Origin of the sequence: Conyzicola nivalis (assembly GCF_040548875.1) — a bacterium.
Taxonomy (GTDB): domain Bacteria; phylum Actinomycetota; class Actinomycetes; order Actinomycetales; family Microbacteriaceae; genus Conyzicola; species Conyzicola nivalis_A.
Genome location: NZ_JBEPSJ010000001.1, coordinates 693,827 through 707,867 on the forward strand (window position 1 = coordinate 693,827; position 14,041 = coordinate 707,867).

The window sequence follows — 14,041 nt, forward strand, 5'->3', positions numbered from 1 at the left end:
AACGATCGGAATCCGGTCGTTCAGCCCTTTTTTGTCCCCGCTTCGGGCCTGTATCTCGCGTTTCTGATCGACTGAGGGCGACGGTCAACAGTGAAATGGCGCGCTCGAGAGATAGCGGCTGGGAAGTCTCGCGCGGAGGACCACAAAGCGGCCGCCATCGCAACACCGGCGGTGAATCCTTCCCGACACTCCTTGCTACTCGTAACGTCGAAGGCAAGGAGGACCTGATGCCCAAGAACAGGAGCGCCTTCTCAGAGGCCGTCGCCACGGGGCCGTTCGCCGCTATCTACTAGACCACGTTCGGCCTCGCCGCCATCGCTGCGATCGCCGGAACATTCGGCAGCCAGGAGCAACGCATAGTCACCGGGTGGATCGTGTTCACGGTCATCGTCGTCCTCGGCGTCGAGCGGTGCGTCATCGCTTCGCGTATCGCGAAACAGCGGAAAGCCATCCAGTCGACCTAGCGATCGGCGGAGGGGCGGCATTCGATTATTCGGGTGCCGCCCTTTTGCGCCCCTTCGCCGCGGATGCCCTTTCAGTTGTCGGCCTGCACCTCGTTGAGCGAGTAGTCCATGGCGCCGGTTCGGCATGGCTCTAGGTTTGATTTTCTGGTTTGGCCAGTCCCCCTCCCCACCGACGCACGCGGTCCGTTTTGGCGCCGCGCTCCGTGCTAGGCGCGTATTTCGCCAGCGTTAACTTCTTGTTACGTCGCCGCCGGAAGCCGAAATTGACTGTTGCGGCCCGCTCGACCCGGCATATAGTCAGGAGGTAAGAGGTCCTACCACTGGAGAATCATGCAAGAGCAGAGCTCGAACTATCGCGGGTACCGTTCGTTTGACTACCTGGAGCCGCACGCCGACTTCACGGTGTTCGATCTCGCCCCGGAACTGGGCCGGGTTCCCGAGCACGACCTCGGTCTCGACACCGATCAGTCGGCGCGAGTCACGCGTCTCCTCGCCGACAATCATGTGATCTCGCTGCACGAGCATCCGAAGATCCTCACCTCCGACCCTCACCAGCTACGCGAGTACAACCACACCGGTCGAAACGCGATGGGCTACGAGGGTCTGGCCAAATCGGGCATGTCGGCGTTCTTCGACAACTTCATGAACGGCACCAACTGCGTCACCTCGGAGCACGGCTGGAAGTGGAACGACGTCGTTTACGACCTCGGCCTGCGTTTCGCCGATGTCGCCAAGCAAGACCATGTCGTGCTCGCGCGCACGTTCGCCGAGATCGAGAGGGCGAAGGCCAACGGCCAGATCGCGCTCGTCGCGGGACTCGAAGCGGCCACGATGATCGAGAACGAACTCGACAGGCTCGACATCCTCTATGGGCTAGGAGTCCGCCAGATGGGGATCGCCTACTCGATGGCCAACCAGCTGGGCTCGGGACTCTCGGAACCGCAGGACGGCGGACTGACGACCTTCGGTCACAGGGCGGTGGAGCGCATGAACAAGCTGGGCATCGCGATCGACATCTCGCACTCGTCCGACCAGACCAGTCTCGACGTCATCGCCGCATCCAGTGTTCCCGTCTTCATCACCCACGCGGGAGCCCGCTCGGTCTGGCCGACGAACCGGATGAAGTCAGACGAGGTCATCCTCGCGTGCGCCGAGCGTGGCGGGGTCATCGGCCTCGAGGCCGCCCCGCACACGACGCTCTCTAAGCGGCACCCGCGCCACTCGATCGAGTCGGTCATGGACCACTTCGCCTACTGTGTCGACCTCGTCGGCATCGACCACGTCGCATTCGGGCCGGACACCAACTTCGGTGACCACGTCGGCTTGCACAACTCGTTCTCTGGACATCTCGCGATCAGTCAAGCACATGGCCACGTCGACTATCCCAAGGTGCCGTACGTGGCCGGGATGGAGAACCCCGCAGAGAACTTCACCAACATCGTCGGTTGGCTCGTCAAAAACGACTACGCCGACGATGCAATCAGAAAAGCAATCGGATCGAACATTCTACGAGTTCTCAAGGAAGTCTGGTGACCAGAACGATGATCAACAAACGCCACTGGGTCGCGGCAATTCTCGCCGTCACAGCCCTGACCATTACCGGATGCTCTCTCAACGAGGGAGAGGCCGAGCCTGCCAACGCGGAGGACACGGTTCTCCGCATCGGAACGACCACGGAGGTCTCCAACTACAACCCTCTGCAGTCGCTCAGCAAGACCGACAACTGGGTGCTCAACGCGATGTACCCGCACCTCATGCGCATCGACGAGAACGCCGAGAAGGTCCCCGAACTCGCATCCGAGTACAGCTACGAGAACAACGGCGCGACGGTGGTCTACACGCTGCGCGACGACTTCGTCTGGTCCGATGGTGAGCCCGTGACCAGCGAAGACGTCAAGTTCTCGGCCGAGGCCATCATGCAATACCAGCTGGGCAACGTCGCCGCGAAGCTCACCTGGGTCGAGTCCATCGAGGCTCCGGATGCAACGACCGTGAAGTTCCATCTCACGCAGCCGTACGCGCCCTTCGCCGAGGGCGTGGGCTTCTGGATGGCGATCGCTCCCGAGCACATCTTCTCCCAGGCGGGCGACCTCTCCACCTTCGCGAACGACACGGACTGGGTGGGTGCGGGCGCCTACATCCTCGACTCGGTCACTCCCGGGCAGCGCTACGTGATGAAGGCGAACGAGAACTACCCGTACGCCCCCGAGGGAGGTGCCGACGTGGAGACGATCGAGTACATCGTCTACCCCGACATCAACACCATGCTGCTCGCGCTCGGTAGCGGCGACATCGACCTGATGGCGAACCCCGTGCCGGCGTCGGCGGCAGCATCCCTCGCGTCCAACGAGGACATCACGATGGAGTCGGTCGACTCGCTCGGATTCGCCCACCTCACCTACAACGTGAACAACCCGCTGCTCGCTCAGCAGGAAGTGCGCCAGGCGCTGTCGATGGTGGTCGACACCGAGTCGATCATCGCGACGATCCTGCAGGGTGACGGAGAACCGATGGTGGGCCCCATATCGCCGATCTTCGCCGAGTTCGACAACACCGAGCTCGAGGCCTACCCCTTCGACCCCGAGGCCGCTCGTGAGCTGCTCGAGGACGCCGGGTTCGTCGACTCAGACGCCAATGGGCTGCTCGACGGTCTCTCCATCGAGCTGCTATGCGACCAGAGCAACGCCAACCTCACCCGCGTGGCCGAGGTCGTCCGGGAGGACGCCGCGGAAGCCGGCATCGACATCACGCTCGCCTGCGTCGAGCGCAACACGTTCCTCTCTCGCACCAAGGGCGGCGAGTACGCGATCGACCTTTCGCAGTGGGGGGTCTTCGACAACCCCATGGACCAGCTGCGCAGCACCTATCTCTCCAGCAACCCGGGTGGCATCAACTACAACCTCGTGCAGGACCCGGAGCTCGACGAGCTCATCAACGACGCGGCCGTGACTGTCGACCATGACGACTTCGTCGGCAAGATCAAGGAGATCGACGAATACGTGCACGAGCAGGCCCTGCTCACGCCCCTGTACGTCGAGCAGTTCCGTTTCGCGTACCGTTCCGACCGCTTCACGGGCTTCGCCCCATCGCCGAGCGATCTGCTCGGAATGGTGACGGGGTACTCGCTGTCGCAGGTCACGACGGTCGACTAAGCGACCGGGAGGGAAGGGAAAGCCATGCTCGCGTACATCTCGAAGAAGGTGCTGCGTGCGGTCCTGACAGTGTGGATCGCCGTCACCATCACGTTCTTCCTGCTGCGTCTGCTGCCGGCGGACCCGACCCTCCTCGTCGTCGAAGGCGACATGACCGAGGCGATGCAGACCGCGCTGCGCGAGCAGTACGGTCTCGACAAGCCTCTCCTCGTGCAATACGTTCTCTACCTGGGCGAGCTGCTGACGGGCAACCTCGGGCAGTCGTTCCGACAACTCGCCCCGGTGAGCGAGATCCTCCTCGACCGCCTGCCGTGGACGCTGCTGCTCGCCGGCTCGGCCTTCATCATCACGATCCTCATCGGAATCCCGCTCGGTGTGTACGCGGCCGTCGGGCGTGGCAAGTTCATCGACAAACTCGTCCAGGTGCTCGGCATCACCAGCAACGCGCTCTTCGTTCCGAGTGTCGCCATACTCTTCCTCGTGGTCGGCGGGGCGATGCTCGGCTGGTTCCCGATCGGTGGTGCGATCGATCCGGATACCCGGGGGCTGGCGGCCTACGCCAGCCTGTTCCACCATCTGGCCCTCCCCCTGCTGTCCCTCGTGATAGTGCAGATCGGGCCTTATGCCCTCACCCTCCGCACGAACATGCTCGAGGTGCTGGGCGAGGACTACATAAAGAGCGCGAAGTCGCGCGGCCTCACCCCTCGCCGCACGATCTGGCGCCACGCCCTGCGCAATGCCATGCTCCCGGCGCTCACGCTGATGGGCCTCCAACTCGGGGCGCTTATAGGCGGAGCGGTGCTCACCGAGACGATCTTCGCCTACCCCGGCGTCGGCCGGCTGATTTTCGAAGCCGTGCAACAACTCGACTACCCGGTGCTACAGGGGGCCTTCGTGCTGCTGGCGGTCACCGTGGTGCTCGCCAATCTCCTGACCGACATGATCGCTTTGGTCCTGAACCCGAGGATTCGCGCATGAGCATCCAGCAACCGTCGAACGGCAGCGCAGTACCCGCCGTGCCCATTGCCACCCTCGCCGGGCTGCCGAACGGCAATCGCCGTGGCAGCAACAGCTACTTCGCGAAGCCCTCCGGGTACATCTCGGTGGCTGTTCTCGTGGTGTTCGCCTTCTCCGGCATCTTCGGCCCGATGCTGATCGACCGGCCGACCGGGCTCGGCGAGGATATCCTGCAGCCGCCGTCGGGTGAGCACATCTTCGGCACAGACGATCTCGGCCAGGACGTGTTCGCACAGGTCGTGTGGGGCTCTCGCGTGAGCCTGATCGTCGGGGTTGTGGCATCCATCATCGCCATCATCATCGGCACCGCCCTCGGCCTCGTCGGCGCCTACGTCAAGAAGCTCGACCCCCTCGTCACGACGCTCACCGACGTGATGCTCTCGTTGCCCATGCTGCCGCTGATGATCCTCGTGACGGCACTCGCCGGGCCGAGCGTCCTGACCCTCACGATCGTGATCGGCGTGCTGTCGTGGGCGGAGGTCGCGAGGCTGATCAGATCGAACGGCATGGTCGTGGCCTCGATGCCCTATATCGACGGCGCGAGGGTGCTCGGCGCCGGACCCGTTCGCATCATCGCCACCGAGATCTTCCCGGCGGTGGTGCCGCTCATCGTCGTGAGCGTGCTGCTCACTGCCGCCCGCGCCGTCATCTCCGAGGCGGGACTCAGCTTTCTCGGGATGGGCGATCCGTCGTCGTGGTCGTGGGGCCGCATCCTGCTGAACGCACAGCGTTCGGGAGTGCTTGCCACCGCGTGGTGGCAGACGCTCTTCCCGTCGCTCGCGATCCTTCTCCTCGTTCTCGCGGCGACCATCGCCGGAATCCGGTACAACGACTCGCGCGACCCGCGCACGAAGGGGCTGTGACCATGCGTCTACCCGATGCGTTCTACGACCGGGTGCAGGCCGAGCTGGTCGCATCTCTCGCCGAGCAGGGACTCGATGGGCTCCTCGTCACAACGCCGGGCGACATCGCCTATCTCGCGGGTTTCTTCTACGCGGTCACCGAGCGCCCCGTGTACCTCTGGATCGGTGCCGACGGCGACAGGTTCTGTCTTATGCCGCGGCTCGACCACGAGTACGCGAGCGCACAGGGCATCCAGGCCGAGATAGTCACCTACTTCGAGTATCCGGGGGTCGTCACGCCGGAGGCGAGCCTCGCGGCCGAGCTGGTGCGCCGGGGCAGGGCATCCGCGCGAATCGGTTTCGCACCGGCACTCTCGACCGGCGCCCTGACGACCCTCCGCGGGGTGCTGCCCGGCGCCGACTGGTCGTCGACGTCGGTCGTCGGACGGATGCGTCGCACAAAGCACCCCGAGGAGATCCGGTTTCACCGCCAAGCCGGCGTCATCTGCGACGAGATGCTCGCAGCGGGGCGAACGCTCATCGAGGATGCCCTGAAGAGCGGAGGGCCGCTGCCGACCGAGGGCGGCCTGGCGCGCCACGTCATCGGCTACGGCACCGAGGCGATGTACACCCGCTTCGACCATGTGATCTACACGACCAAGCTCGCCGGAGGGCTCGTCTACACGGGGCCCAATTCGGCCCGACCGCACGGCCTGCCGAGCAGCAGGCGGCTCGCGATCGGCGATACCCTCATCCTCTCGCTCGGTGCCGCCGTGGCGAGCCGGTTCGTCGAGAGCGAACGCACATTCGTGATCGGCGAACCCACGACCGAACAGGAGTCCTACTTCGCGGTCGCATTGAGAGCGCAGGAGATCGGCGTCGCGGGGATGACACTCGGCCGCACGTGCGCCGAGGTCAACGCCGAATGTCTCGACGTGATCCGAGACGCGGGCATGGGCGGCTACATCCAACACCGGCAGGGACACGGCATCGGCATCGCCCAGCACGAGGCCCCCTGGATCGAAGACGGCGACGGCTCGCTGCTCGAAGCCGACATGGTGCTCTCGAGCGAGCCCGGCATCTATGTGCCGGGGCACGGCGGCTACCGGATCTCCGACTCCGTGCTCACCACGATCCACGGCCCAGAACGGCTCACGCACTACCCGCGCAGCCTCGAACAGAATGTGATCCCGGTATGAACGACGAATTCTTTGCGACGATCAACGGCGCGAGCCTCAAACTGCAGGTGCTCGGGCCGGAGGATGCACCGACGATGATCGTGCACCACGGTGCGCCGGGCCTCGGCTCACGCTCGGAGCCGGTGCGTTCGTTCGGACCGTTCGCCGACGAATACCGGGTCGTCACCTTCGATGCACGCGGTTCGGGCGAGTCGGCCTCCGACGGCCCTTTCACCCACGAGCAGTGGGTGGCAGACATCGACGGTATCCGCGAGCTGCTCGGTCTCGAATCCATCGTTATGGCCGGAGGGTCGTACGGCGGCTTCCTGTCGCTCGAATACACGCTCGCGCACCCCGACCGTGTCTCCGCCCTGGTGCTACGCGACACCGCCGCGAACACCGACTACGACTACACGGCTGTCGAGCGGGCGCGAACCTCTGACCGCGTGACGATCGATCCGTGGGCGATCGAGCGGATCGGGACCGGTGAATTCGCCGACAACGCCGAATTCGAGCGCTACTGGCGCGCCATCCTGCCGCTTTACGACCACAACTACGACCCCGCCGCTGTCGAGCGCAAGGCGCGGGCGACGAGTTACCACTTCGCGACCCACAACTTCGCCTTCGGCGTCAACATGCCGGAGTTCGATCTGAGCGGGCGCCTACCCGAGATACTGTGTCCGACTCTGGTCGTCGTCGGCCGTCACGACTGGCGCACACCGGTGCTGGCCTCGCAGGCGATCGCCGACGGCATCCCGAACGCCGAGCTCGTCGTGTTCGAGCATTCGGGCCACTCGCCCCAGCTCGAAGAACCCGAGCTGTTCCAGTCCACGGTGCGCGGGTTCTTGAAGCGCGCCGGCGTGGGCGGTGCAGCATGACCGAGACCGTGATGAGCGTGCGCGACCTGAGCGTCGAGTTCGACACCCGCGACGGCATTGTGCGAGCGGTGCAGAACGTGAGTTTCGAGGTGCTCGCCGGCCAGACGCTAGCGATCCTCGGCGAGTCCGGCTCGGGCAAGTCGGTGACCGCCCAGACCGTTATGGGGCTGCTCGACACTCCCCCGGGGCGCATCACCTCGGGCGAGGTGCACTTCGAGGGCATCGAGCTGCTCGGCGCACCAGCGCGGGTGCGACGTCGGGTGAGCGGCGAGGGCATCGCCATGGTCTTCCAAGACTCACTCTCCGCGCTCAACCCCGTCTACTCGGTGGGCGGCCAGATCGCCGAACTGTTGAGGGTGCGGCGCGGGATGTCACGGGCGAACGCCTGGGACCGTGCGGTCGCGCTCATGGCTCGTGTGAGCATCCCCGCTCCGGCGTCGCGGGCGAAGGACTACCCGCACCAGTTCTCCGGCGGGATGCGGCAGCGCATCATGATCGCCATGGCGATCGCGCTCGACCCGAAGGTGCTCATCGCCGACGAGCCGACCACGGCGCTCGACGTGACGGTGCAGGCGCAGATCATGGAGCTCCTGCTCGAGCTGCAGGAGGAGAAGGGAATGGGGCTCGTGCTCATCACCCACGACCTCGGTGTCGTCGCCGAGGTCGCGCAGAAGGCGGCGATCATGTACGCGGGCCGCATCATCGAATCGGGAACCGTCCACGAACTCTTCACCGATACAGCCCACCCTTATACGCGAGGCCTTTTGCGCTCCATTCCGCGAGTCGACCGGCAGGACGCCGAGCTGTGGGCAATTCCCGGGGCGCCGCCCAACCTGTTGACCCTCGGTGGCGGGTGCGCCTTCCGAGACCGCTGCGATGCCGCGATCGACCTGTGTGGAGCCGAACGGCCGTCGCTGCTCCCGCCGCATTCGGCGAACACGCCGGGCGAGCGGGCCAGCGCCTGCCATCGTCGAGAGGAGGTCCTCAGTGGACAAGCATGATGTGGTGTTGACCGTCGACGACGTCGCGAAGCATTTCCCGGTTCGCGGGCAGTTCTTGCGTCGGTCCGGACAGGTCGTCAAAGCGCTCGACGGCGTGAGCTTCGATTTGCGCAAGGGCGAGACTCTCGGAATCGTCGGCGAGTCGGGCTGCGGCAAGTCGACGCTCGCCCGCACGATCGTCGGCCTCGACCGACCGACCTCCGGATCGGTGCTGTTCCGTGGCCAGGATGTGCACTCGGTAAAGGGCGCGGAGTCGCGCACGCTGCGCCGCCGCATCCAGATCGTGCTGCAAGACCCATACGCATCGCTGAACCCGCGCCGCTCGCTGCGCGAGATCCTCATGCAGCCGTACCAGATCCACCCCGACGTGATGCCGCGGAACAAGCGGCTCGACAGGGTGCGTGAGCTGGTCGAGCTGGTCGGGCTGAACCCCGACCACATGGACCGCTTCCCCTTCCAATTCTCGGGCGGGCAACGTCAGCGCATCGGCATCGCTCGCGCCCTCGCGCTCGACCCCGAGGTGATCGTCTGTGACGAACCGGTCTCGGCACTCGACGTGTCGATCCAGGCGCAGGTCGTGAACCTGTTCCAGCGCCTCCAGTCCGAGCTCGGCCTGTCGTATGTCTTCATCGCCCACGACCTCTCGGTCGTGCGGCACATCTCCGACCGCATCGGGGTCATGTACCTCGGCAAGGTCGCCGAACTGGGTGCCCGCGGCGAGGTGTACGACGCTCCGCTTCATCCGTACACCAGCGCGCTGCTGTCGGCGGCGCCCATCCCCGACCCGACGCTGGCCGGAACGCGCCAGCGCCGTCTTCTCGCCGGCGACCCGCCCAGCCCGGTCGACCCGCCCAGCGGTTGCCGCTTCCGAACCCGTTGCTGGCTCGCAGAAGACCGGTGCGCCAGCCACGAACCGCCGCTCGCCCGGGTCTTCGACTCGAGCGACCGCGAGGTCGCCTGCCACTTTCCTCTTCCACTCACCGCACCGACCGCTTCACGTTAGGACCATCACCATGCAACCAGTCGCCCCGCGCTACGACGGCTATACCGCCTACGACTACCTCACTCCCGGCGACGATTACACAGACTTCGCGCTCGCGCCGGAGTTCGGCCGAGTTCCTGAACACGAGCTGAAGCTCACGGTCGAACAGCAGCAGAGGGTCGACCGGATCATGGCCGAAGAAGTCATCTTCTCACTGCACGAGCACGCCGTCGTGTTGCCGGAGTCCTCTGGCGACATCAAGGCGCTCAACCGCACCGGCCGTCAACGAACCGCCTACTCGGGGCTGTCCCGGTCCGGCCTCACCGCGGTCGTCGACAACTTCATGGCCGGCGCCTCGTGCGTCACCAGCGAGAACGGCTGGAAGTGGGACGACATGATCTACGCGCTGGGCTTCCGTCTCGCCGACCTGGCCAAGCAGGACTATGTCGTACACGCGAAGTCGGTGGCCGACATCCTCGACGCCAAGGCACAGGGGCAATTGGCTCTCGTCGCCGGACTCGAGTGCGCCAGCATGATCGAGAACGAGCTCGACCGCATCGACATGCTGTACGGCTTCGGCGTGCGACAGCTCGGTATCGCCTATTCGCAGGCGAACATGCTCGGATCCGGGCTGTCCGAGCGAAATGACGGCGGCCTCACCAATTTCGGCCGCCGCGCGGTCGAACGCATGAACAAGATCGGCATGCTCATCGACATCTCGCACTCGGGCGACCAGACGAGCCTCGGCGTGATCGAGCATTCGAGCGTTCCCGTCATGATCACCCACGCGGGCGCGCGCGCCGTCTGGCCTATCGCACGGATGAAGCCGGACGAGGTGATCATCGCCTGCGCAGAGCGTGGTGGGCTCATCGGCCTCGAGGCCGCTCCGCACACCACCATTTCGCCCGACCATCTGTCGCACTCCATCGACTCGGTGATGGATCACTTCAGATACTGTGTCGACCTCGTCGGGATCGACCATGTCGCGTTCGGACCCGACACCATGTTCGGCGACCACGTGGCGGTGCATCACGCCTACGCGAGCAACTACGCCCAGCGCCAGGATGGCAAGCGCGAGCATCCGGAGATCGAGTATGTTGAAGGGCTGGAGAACCCGGCCGAGAACTTCGGGAACATCGCCGGATGGCTCGTGAAGAACGGTTACAGCGATGAAGACATCGCCAAGGTTCTGGGCGGCAACATCCTGCGAGTCTTGGGCGAGGTCTGGTGACACCCGTTCCTCAGGCACAGCGCACGCCGTAGAGATCGCAAGGGGAGCAAGGATGGCCACACGGCACACAGTCGTCGACGGCGCGGTCGCGCAGCTCCGCCAGCTTCTCGGCGCCACCTACGCCGTCGGCGACCGGTTGCCGAATGAGAAGCAACTGGCCGAAGAACTCGACGTGAGCCGTGGCACCGTACGGGAGGCCCTGGGGGTACTGGCGACCGAAGGGCTGGTGAGTCGCAGGTGGGGCGTGGGCACCTTCGTGAGCCCACCGCTGCCGGCCGCCTCCCTCAACATGTCGACGATCCAGTCGTACCGTGATCGCGTGCAGCGCGGCGGGCACACCGTGGCAATACGCGAATCGTCGTGCACGCTCGACGTGCCCTCCGATGCCGTCCTGGCCGCTCTGGGGCTCGCCCCGGGTACGCAGACGTGGCGGGTCGATCGGTTGTTCACGGTCGACGGAACGCCGTCGGCCTCGATGAGCGAACACATTCCCACCGAGCTGTACGGGGTCGCCATCGACCCGCACGCGATGACGAGCATCGACACCGACCTCTTCGACATGCTCAACAGCCACGTCGCCGGCGCGGTGGCGCACACGGCGACCGACGTCGCGGCGGTCACGGTCGACGCGGGTCAGGCCGCAGCGCTGGGGTTGGATGTCGGGCACCCGGTGTTGCGTGCCGAGCAGGTCACCTTCGACCGCGACGGCACCCCCCTGGCTCACAGCGTCTCCCTGCAGCGCACCGACCTGGTGCGGATGCACATCACGCGGTAGTCGGGCAGAGCGGCTAGTTGAACGGCCCCGGACACGCCGCGATGATCGGTGCCGCAGCGGGCGTGGCGAAGACCTCGCCCATGTCGGGACCCCACCCCGGATTCGGCCAGTTCGCGATGTACTCCGCGCGGCTGGGCGCCTGTGCGCTCTCGAGGCCGTTGGCCGCGTAACAGGGTGCCAGAAACTCGGTGAGGTAGTCGTAGTGGTAGCCGATCTGAGCCGCGTTCCACGGCTCGGGTTCCAGCGTCACGGTTGCCCGGCAGGCGAACTGGGCCAGATAGTGCGCTTCACTGCTCACATCGGCGTCGTTCACGACAGTTTCGCCGATTTCGTTCACCTTCATGCCCAGCCTGAGACCGCTCGCCGTGTAGCAGGCATGAAGCGTGTCCAGATAGGCGTCCCTGTCTGTGTACCCTGCGAACGCGACCACAGGCCGGACGGCGTCTGGGTACACGTGTTCGACGAGCTGCCAGTCGATGTCCTGCTGCGCCAGTCGCAGCTGCTCCATACGTTCGTCGGACAGCTGGTCGGGAGCCGGAGACGGCCCCAGATCGGGCATGTCGATTGTCGCCGCGGCTTCGGCGATTGTGCTCGGTTCGCTGGGTGCGCGGGTCGAGGCAGCGTTGGGCGACGTGCACCCCGCCAACAGCCCGGCGCAGAGCACCCCGATCACGAACACCGGGACGAGCCCGCGGTAACTCGAAATCGACGGTCCACTCGAGACGCTGCGCGCGGGCTGAGTCATATGAGACATCCTAGACATACGCCTGTTCACGCTTCGGCCCTTCCCCCGGCCTCAGCCCGCGCTCTAGTCTGCAGGTCAACCGCAGACGCGGGATCGGACCGACTAGAGGAGGCGCTAATGGGAACAATCGTCACGACCGACGGCACGGAGATCTTCTACAAAGACTGGGGCACCGGGCAACCGATCGTCTTCAGCCACGGCTGGCCGCTCTCGGCCGACGACTGGGACAATCAGATGCTCTTCTTCCTTGGGCAGGGCTACCGGGTGATCGCGCATGATCGACGTGGCCACGGACGCTCGACCCAGACGGGCGACGGCCACGACATGGACCACTATGCCGCCGACCTCGCGGCGCTGACCGAGCACCTCGACCTGCGCGACGCCATCCACGTCGGCCACTCCACCGGAGGCGGCGAGGTCGCTCACTACATCGGGCAGCACGGCGAAGACAGGGTGTCGCGTGCGGTGCTCATCAGCGCCGTCCCGCCACTGATGCTGCAGACCGATGCGAACCCGGGCGGGTTACCGAAGAGCGTCTTCGACGACCTGCAGGCTCAGCTGGCCGCGAACCGCTCGGAGTTCTATAGGGCGCTGCCGAGCGGACCCTTCTACGGCTATAACCGCCCCGGCGTCGAGGGTTCGGAGGCCGTGATCGAGAACTGGTGGCGGCAGGGAATGATGGGAGGCGCGAAGGCACACTACGACGGCATCGTCGCATTCTCGCAGACGGACTTCACCGACGATCTGAAGAGGATCACCGTGCCGACCCTCGTGATGCACAGCAGGGACGACCAGATAGTGCCATACGCGGCATCCGGACCGCTCTCTGCCGAACTGCTGCAGAACGGCACTCTGAAGACCTACGAGGACTTCCCGCACGGCATGCCGACCACCCAGGCAGACACCATCAACGCCGACCTGCTCGAATGGCTGCGCGCCTGAGGCGACCGCCGCCCTCGTGAGCTTGGTAGACTGGCCTTTCTGCTCTTGAGACAGCAGGACCCCGACTGTGTCGGGACAGGATGACTCCGACTGAGAAATCAGCCGGGGTCATTCGTGTTTAAGGGCTACGCCGCCTGCTCTTTGGCGGTCGAGCTCGCGTTCACGAGGATCGGCAGGTGGTCGGATGCGCCGATGGGAAGCGTCTCCACGCTGTCGATCGTCATGCCGACGCTCGTGACGAAGTCGAAGTGACCGGTGAAGATCTTGTAGCGGGTGTAGGTGCGACGGTCGCTGAGCGACAGGTCGTACCCGGTCTTGCCGATGCGCTTGCCGAGGCCCTTCTGGAACAGCGGATAGTTGTAGTCGCCCACCATGAGGTGCGGCAGCTCCTCCCCCATCGCCTTGAGCGCCTCGTGCGCGGCCTTGATCTGATTGCGGCGCAGCGAGTTGAGCGCCGTGAGCGGCGACGCGTGGAACGACGCGGCGACGAACTCGAGACCGGTCTCGGCATCGAAGAACCTCGTGCCGATGAGCCGCTCGTGCGTCGGCGCCGCGATGCGGTCGTGCAATGACTTCTTCAGCTCGAAGGTCTTCGTCTCGAGCGGGGTGAACCGGTCGGGGCGGTAGTAGATCGCGAGCCCGAGGCGGTTGAGCTTGGTCGCGTCGGCCAGCTTCATCTCGCCGAGCTCGGCGGGCAGCAGGTTGGTGTCGCACTCCTGCAAGCAGAGCAGGTCGAGCTCGTAGGTGTGGGCGAGCCCGGCGAGCTCTGCGCTCGCCATGTTCTTACGAAGGTTGTAGCTTGCGATTTTAATGTCTGTTCTCCGACTGGCCGGT

Annotated in this window: 13 protein-coding genes; 11 read left to right on the forward strand and 2 right to left on the reverse strand. The window is 65.3% G+C overall.

What is annotated here, in order from left to right; all coding sequences use genetic code 11:
- Positions 1 to 794: 794 nt before the first annotated feature.
- The 10 genes from ABIE21_RS03395 to ABIE21_RS03440 are packed head-to-tail and all read left to right on the forward strand — an operon-like array spanning position 795 to position 11,520.
- Positions 795 to 1,997, forward strand: coding sequence for a membrane dipeptidase (locus tag ABIE21_RS03395; protein WP_354023372.1), 1,203 nt, complete (start codon positions 795 to 797; stop codon positions 1,995 to 1,997).
- The gene (locus ABIE21_RS03400; RefSeq protein ID WP_354023373.1) at positions 1,994 to 3,616 is read left to right on the forward strand and encodes an ABC transporter substrate-binding protein; all 1,623 of its coding nucleotides are present in this window, start codon (positions 1,994 to 1,996) and stop codon (positions 3,614 to 3,616) included. Before ABIE21_RS03395 ends, ABIE21_RS03400 begins: the two co-directional genes overlap by 4 nt.
- Before the next feature lie 24 nt (positions 3,617 to 3,640).
- Positions 3,641 to 4,594, forward strand: coding sequence for an ABC transporter permease (locus ABIE21_RS03405; RefSeq protein WP_354023374.1), 954 nt, complete (start codon positions 3,641 to 3,643; stop codon positions 4,592 to 4,594).
- The gene (locus ABIE21_RS03410; RefSeq protein ID WP_354023375.1) at positions 4,591 to 5,496 is read left to right on the forward strand and encodes an ABC transporter permease; all 906 of its coding nucleotides are present in this window, start codon (positions 4,591 to 4,593) and stop codon (positions 5,494 to 5,496) included. The genes ABIE21_RS03405 and ABIE21_RS03410 overlap by 4 nt, the downstream gene beginning before the upstream one ends.
- Positions 5,497 to 5,498: 2 nt before the next feature.
- Positions 5,499 to 6,674 (forward strand): M24 family metallopeptidase, encoded by a 1,176-nt coding sequence (locus tag ABIE21_RS03415; protein ID WP_354023376.1) that lies wholly within the window; start codon positions 5,499 to 5,501, stop codon positions 6,672 to 6,674.
- Entirely contained in the window at positions 6,671 to 7,531 is an 861-nt protein-coding gene (locus ABIE21_RS03420; protein ID WP_354023377.1) for an alpha/beta fold hydrolase, read from the forward strand. Before ABIE21_RS03415 ends, ABIE21_RS03420 begins: the two co-directional genes overlap by 4 nt.
- The gene (locus ABIE21_RS03425) at positions 7,528 to 8,532 is read left to right on the forward strand and encodes an ABC transporter ATP-binding protein (protein ID WP_354023378.1); all 1,005 of its coding nucleotides are present in this window, start codon (positions 7,528 to 7,530) and stop codon (positions 8,530 to 8,532) included. Before ABIE21_RS03420 ends, ABIE21_RS03425 begins: the two co-directional genes overlap by 4 nt.
- Positions 8,519 to 9,535 (forward strand): ABC transporter ATP-binding protein, encoded by a 1,017-nt coding sequence (locus tag ABIE21_RS03430; RefSeq protein ID WP_354023379.1) that lies wholly within the window; start codon positions 8,519 to 8,521, stop codon positions 9,533 to 9,535. The genes ABIE21_RS03425 and ABIE21_RS03430 overlap by 14 nt, the downstream gene beginning before the upstream one ends.
- Positions 9,536 to 9,545: 10 nt before the next feature.
- On the forward strand, positions 9,546 to 10,745 hold the full coding sequence (locus tag ABIE21_RS03435; RefSeq protein WP_354023380.1) for a dipeptidase: 1,200 nt from the start codon (positions 9,546 to 9,548) through the stop codon (positions 10,743 to 10,745).
- A 52-nt stretch (positions 10,746 to 10,797) separates the two neighbouring features.
- Entirely contained in the window at positions 10,798 to 11,520 is a 723-nt protein-coding gene (locus ABIE21_RS03440) for a GntR family transcriptional regulator (protein WP_354023381.1), read from the forward strand.
- Between the two features lie 13 nt (positions 11,521 to 11,533).
- Here ABIE21_RS03440 and ABIE21_RS03445 read toward each other — a convergent pair whose 3' ends face one another.
- The gene (locus ABIE21_RS03445) at positions 11,534 to 12,199 is read right to left on the reverse strand and encodes a hypothetical protein (protein ID WP_354023382.1); all 666 of its coding nucleotides are present in this window, start codon (positions 12,197 to 12,199) and stop codon (positions 11,534 to 11,536) included.
- 183 nt (positions 12,200 to 12,382) lie between these two features.
- Here ABIE21_RS03445 and ABIE21_RS03450 point away from each other — a divergent pair, with 183 nt between their 5' ends.
- Entirely contained in the window at positions 12,383 to 13,207 is an 825-nt protein-coding gene (locus ABIE21_RS03450) for an alpha/beta fold hydrolase (protein ID WP_354023383.1), read from the forward strand.
- A gap of 125 nt (positions 13,208 to 13,332) precedes the next feature.
- Here the strand turns inward: ABIE21_RS03450 and ABIE21_RS03455 are convergent, their stop codons facing one another.
- Positions 13,333 to 14,019 (reverse strand): endonuclease/exonuclease/phosphatase family protein, encoded by a 687-nt coding sequence (locus ABIE21_RS03455; protein ID WP_354024395.1) that lies wholly within the window; start codon positions 14,017 to 14,019, stop codon positions 13,333 to 13,335.
- Positions 14,020 to 14,041 lie beyond the last annotated feature (22 nt).

Bases quoted from the DNA above. Each gene is read 5' to 3' on its own strand.
- ABIE21_RS03395 (WP_354023372.1), top strand. From the start codon at position 795: ATGCAAGAGCAGAGCTCGAACTATCGCGGGTACCGTTCGTTTGACTAC.
- ABIE21_RS03405 (WP_354023374.1), top strand. From the start codon at position 3,641: ATGCTCGCGTACATCTCGAAGAAGGTGCTGCGTGCGGTCCTGACAGTG.
- ABIE21_RS03410 (WP_354023375.1), top strand. From the start codon at position 4,591: ATGAGCATCCAGCAACCGTCGAACGGCAGCGCAGTACCCGCCGTGCCC.
- ABIE21_RS03415 (WP_354023376.1), top strand. From the start codon at position 5,499: ATGCGTCTACCCGATGCGTTCTACGACCGGGTGCAGGCCGAGCTGGTC.
- ABIE21_RS03420 (WP_354023377.1), top strand. From the start codon at position 6,671: ATGAACGACGAATTCTTTGCGACGATCAACGGCGCGAGCCTCAAACTG.
- ABIE21_RS03425 (WP_354023378.1), top strand. From the start codon at position 7,528: ATGACCGAGACCGTGATGAGCGTGCGCGACCTGAGCGTCGAGTTCGAC.
- ABIE21_RS03435 (WP_354023380.1), top strand. From the start codon at position 9,546: ATGCAACCAGTCGCCCCGCGCTACGACGGCTATACCGCCTACGACTAC.
- ABIE21_RS03440 (WP_354023381.1), top strand. From the start codon at position 10,798: ATGGCCACACGGCACACAGTCGTCGACGGCGCGGTCGCGCAGCTCCGC.
- ABIE21_RS03450 (WP_354023383.1), top strand. From the start codon at position 12,383: ATGGGAACAATCGTCACGACCGACGGCACGGAGATCTTCTACAAAGAC.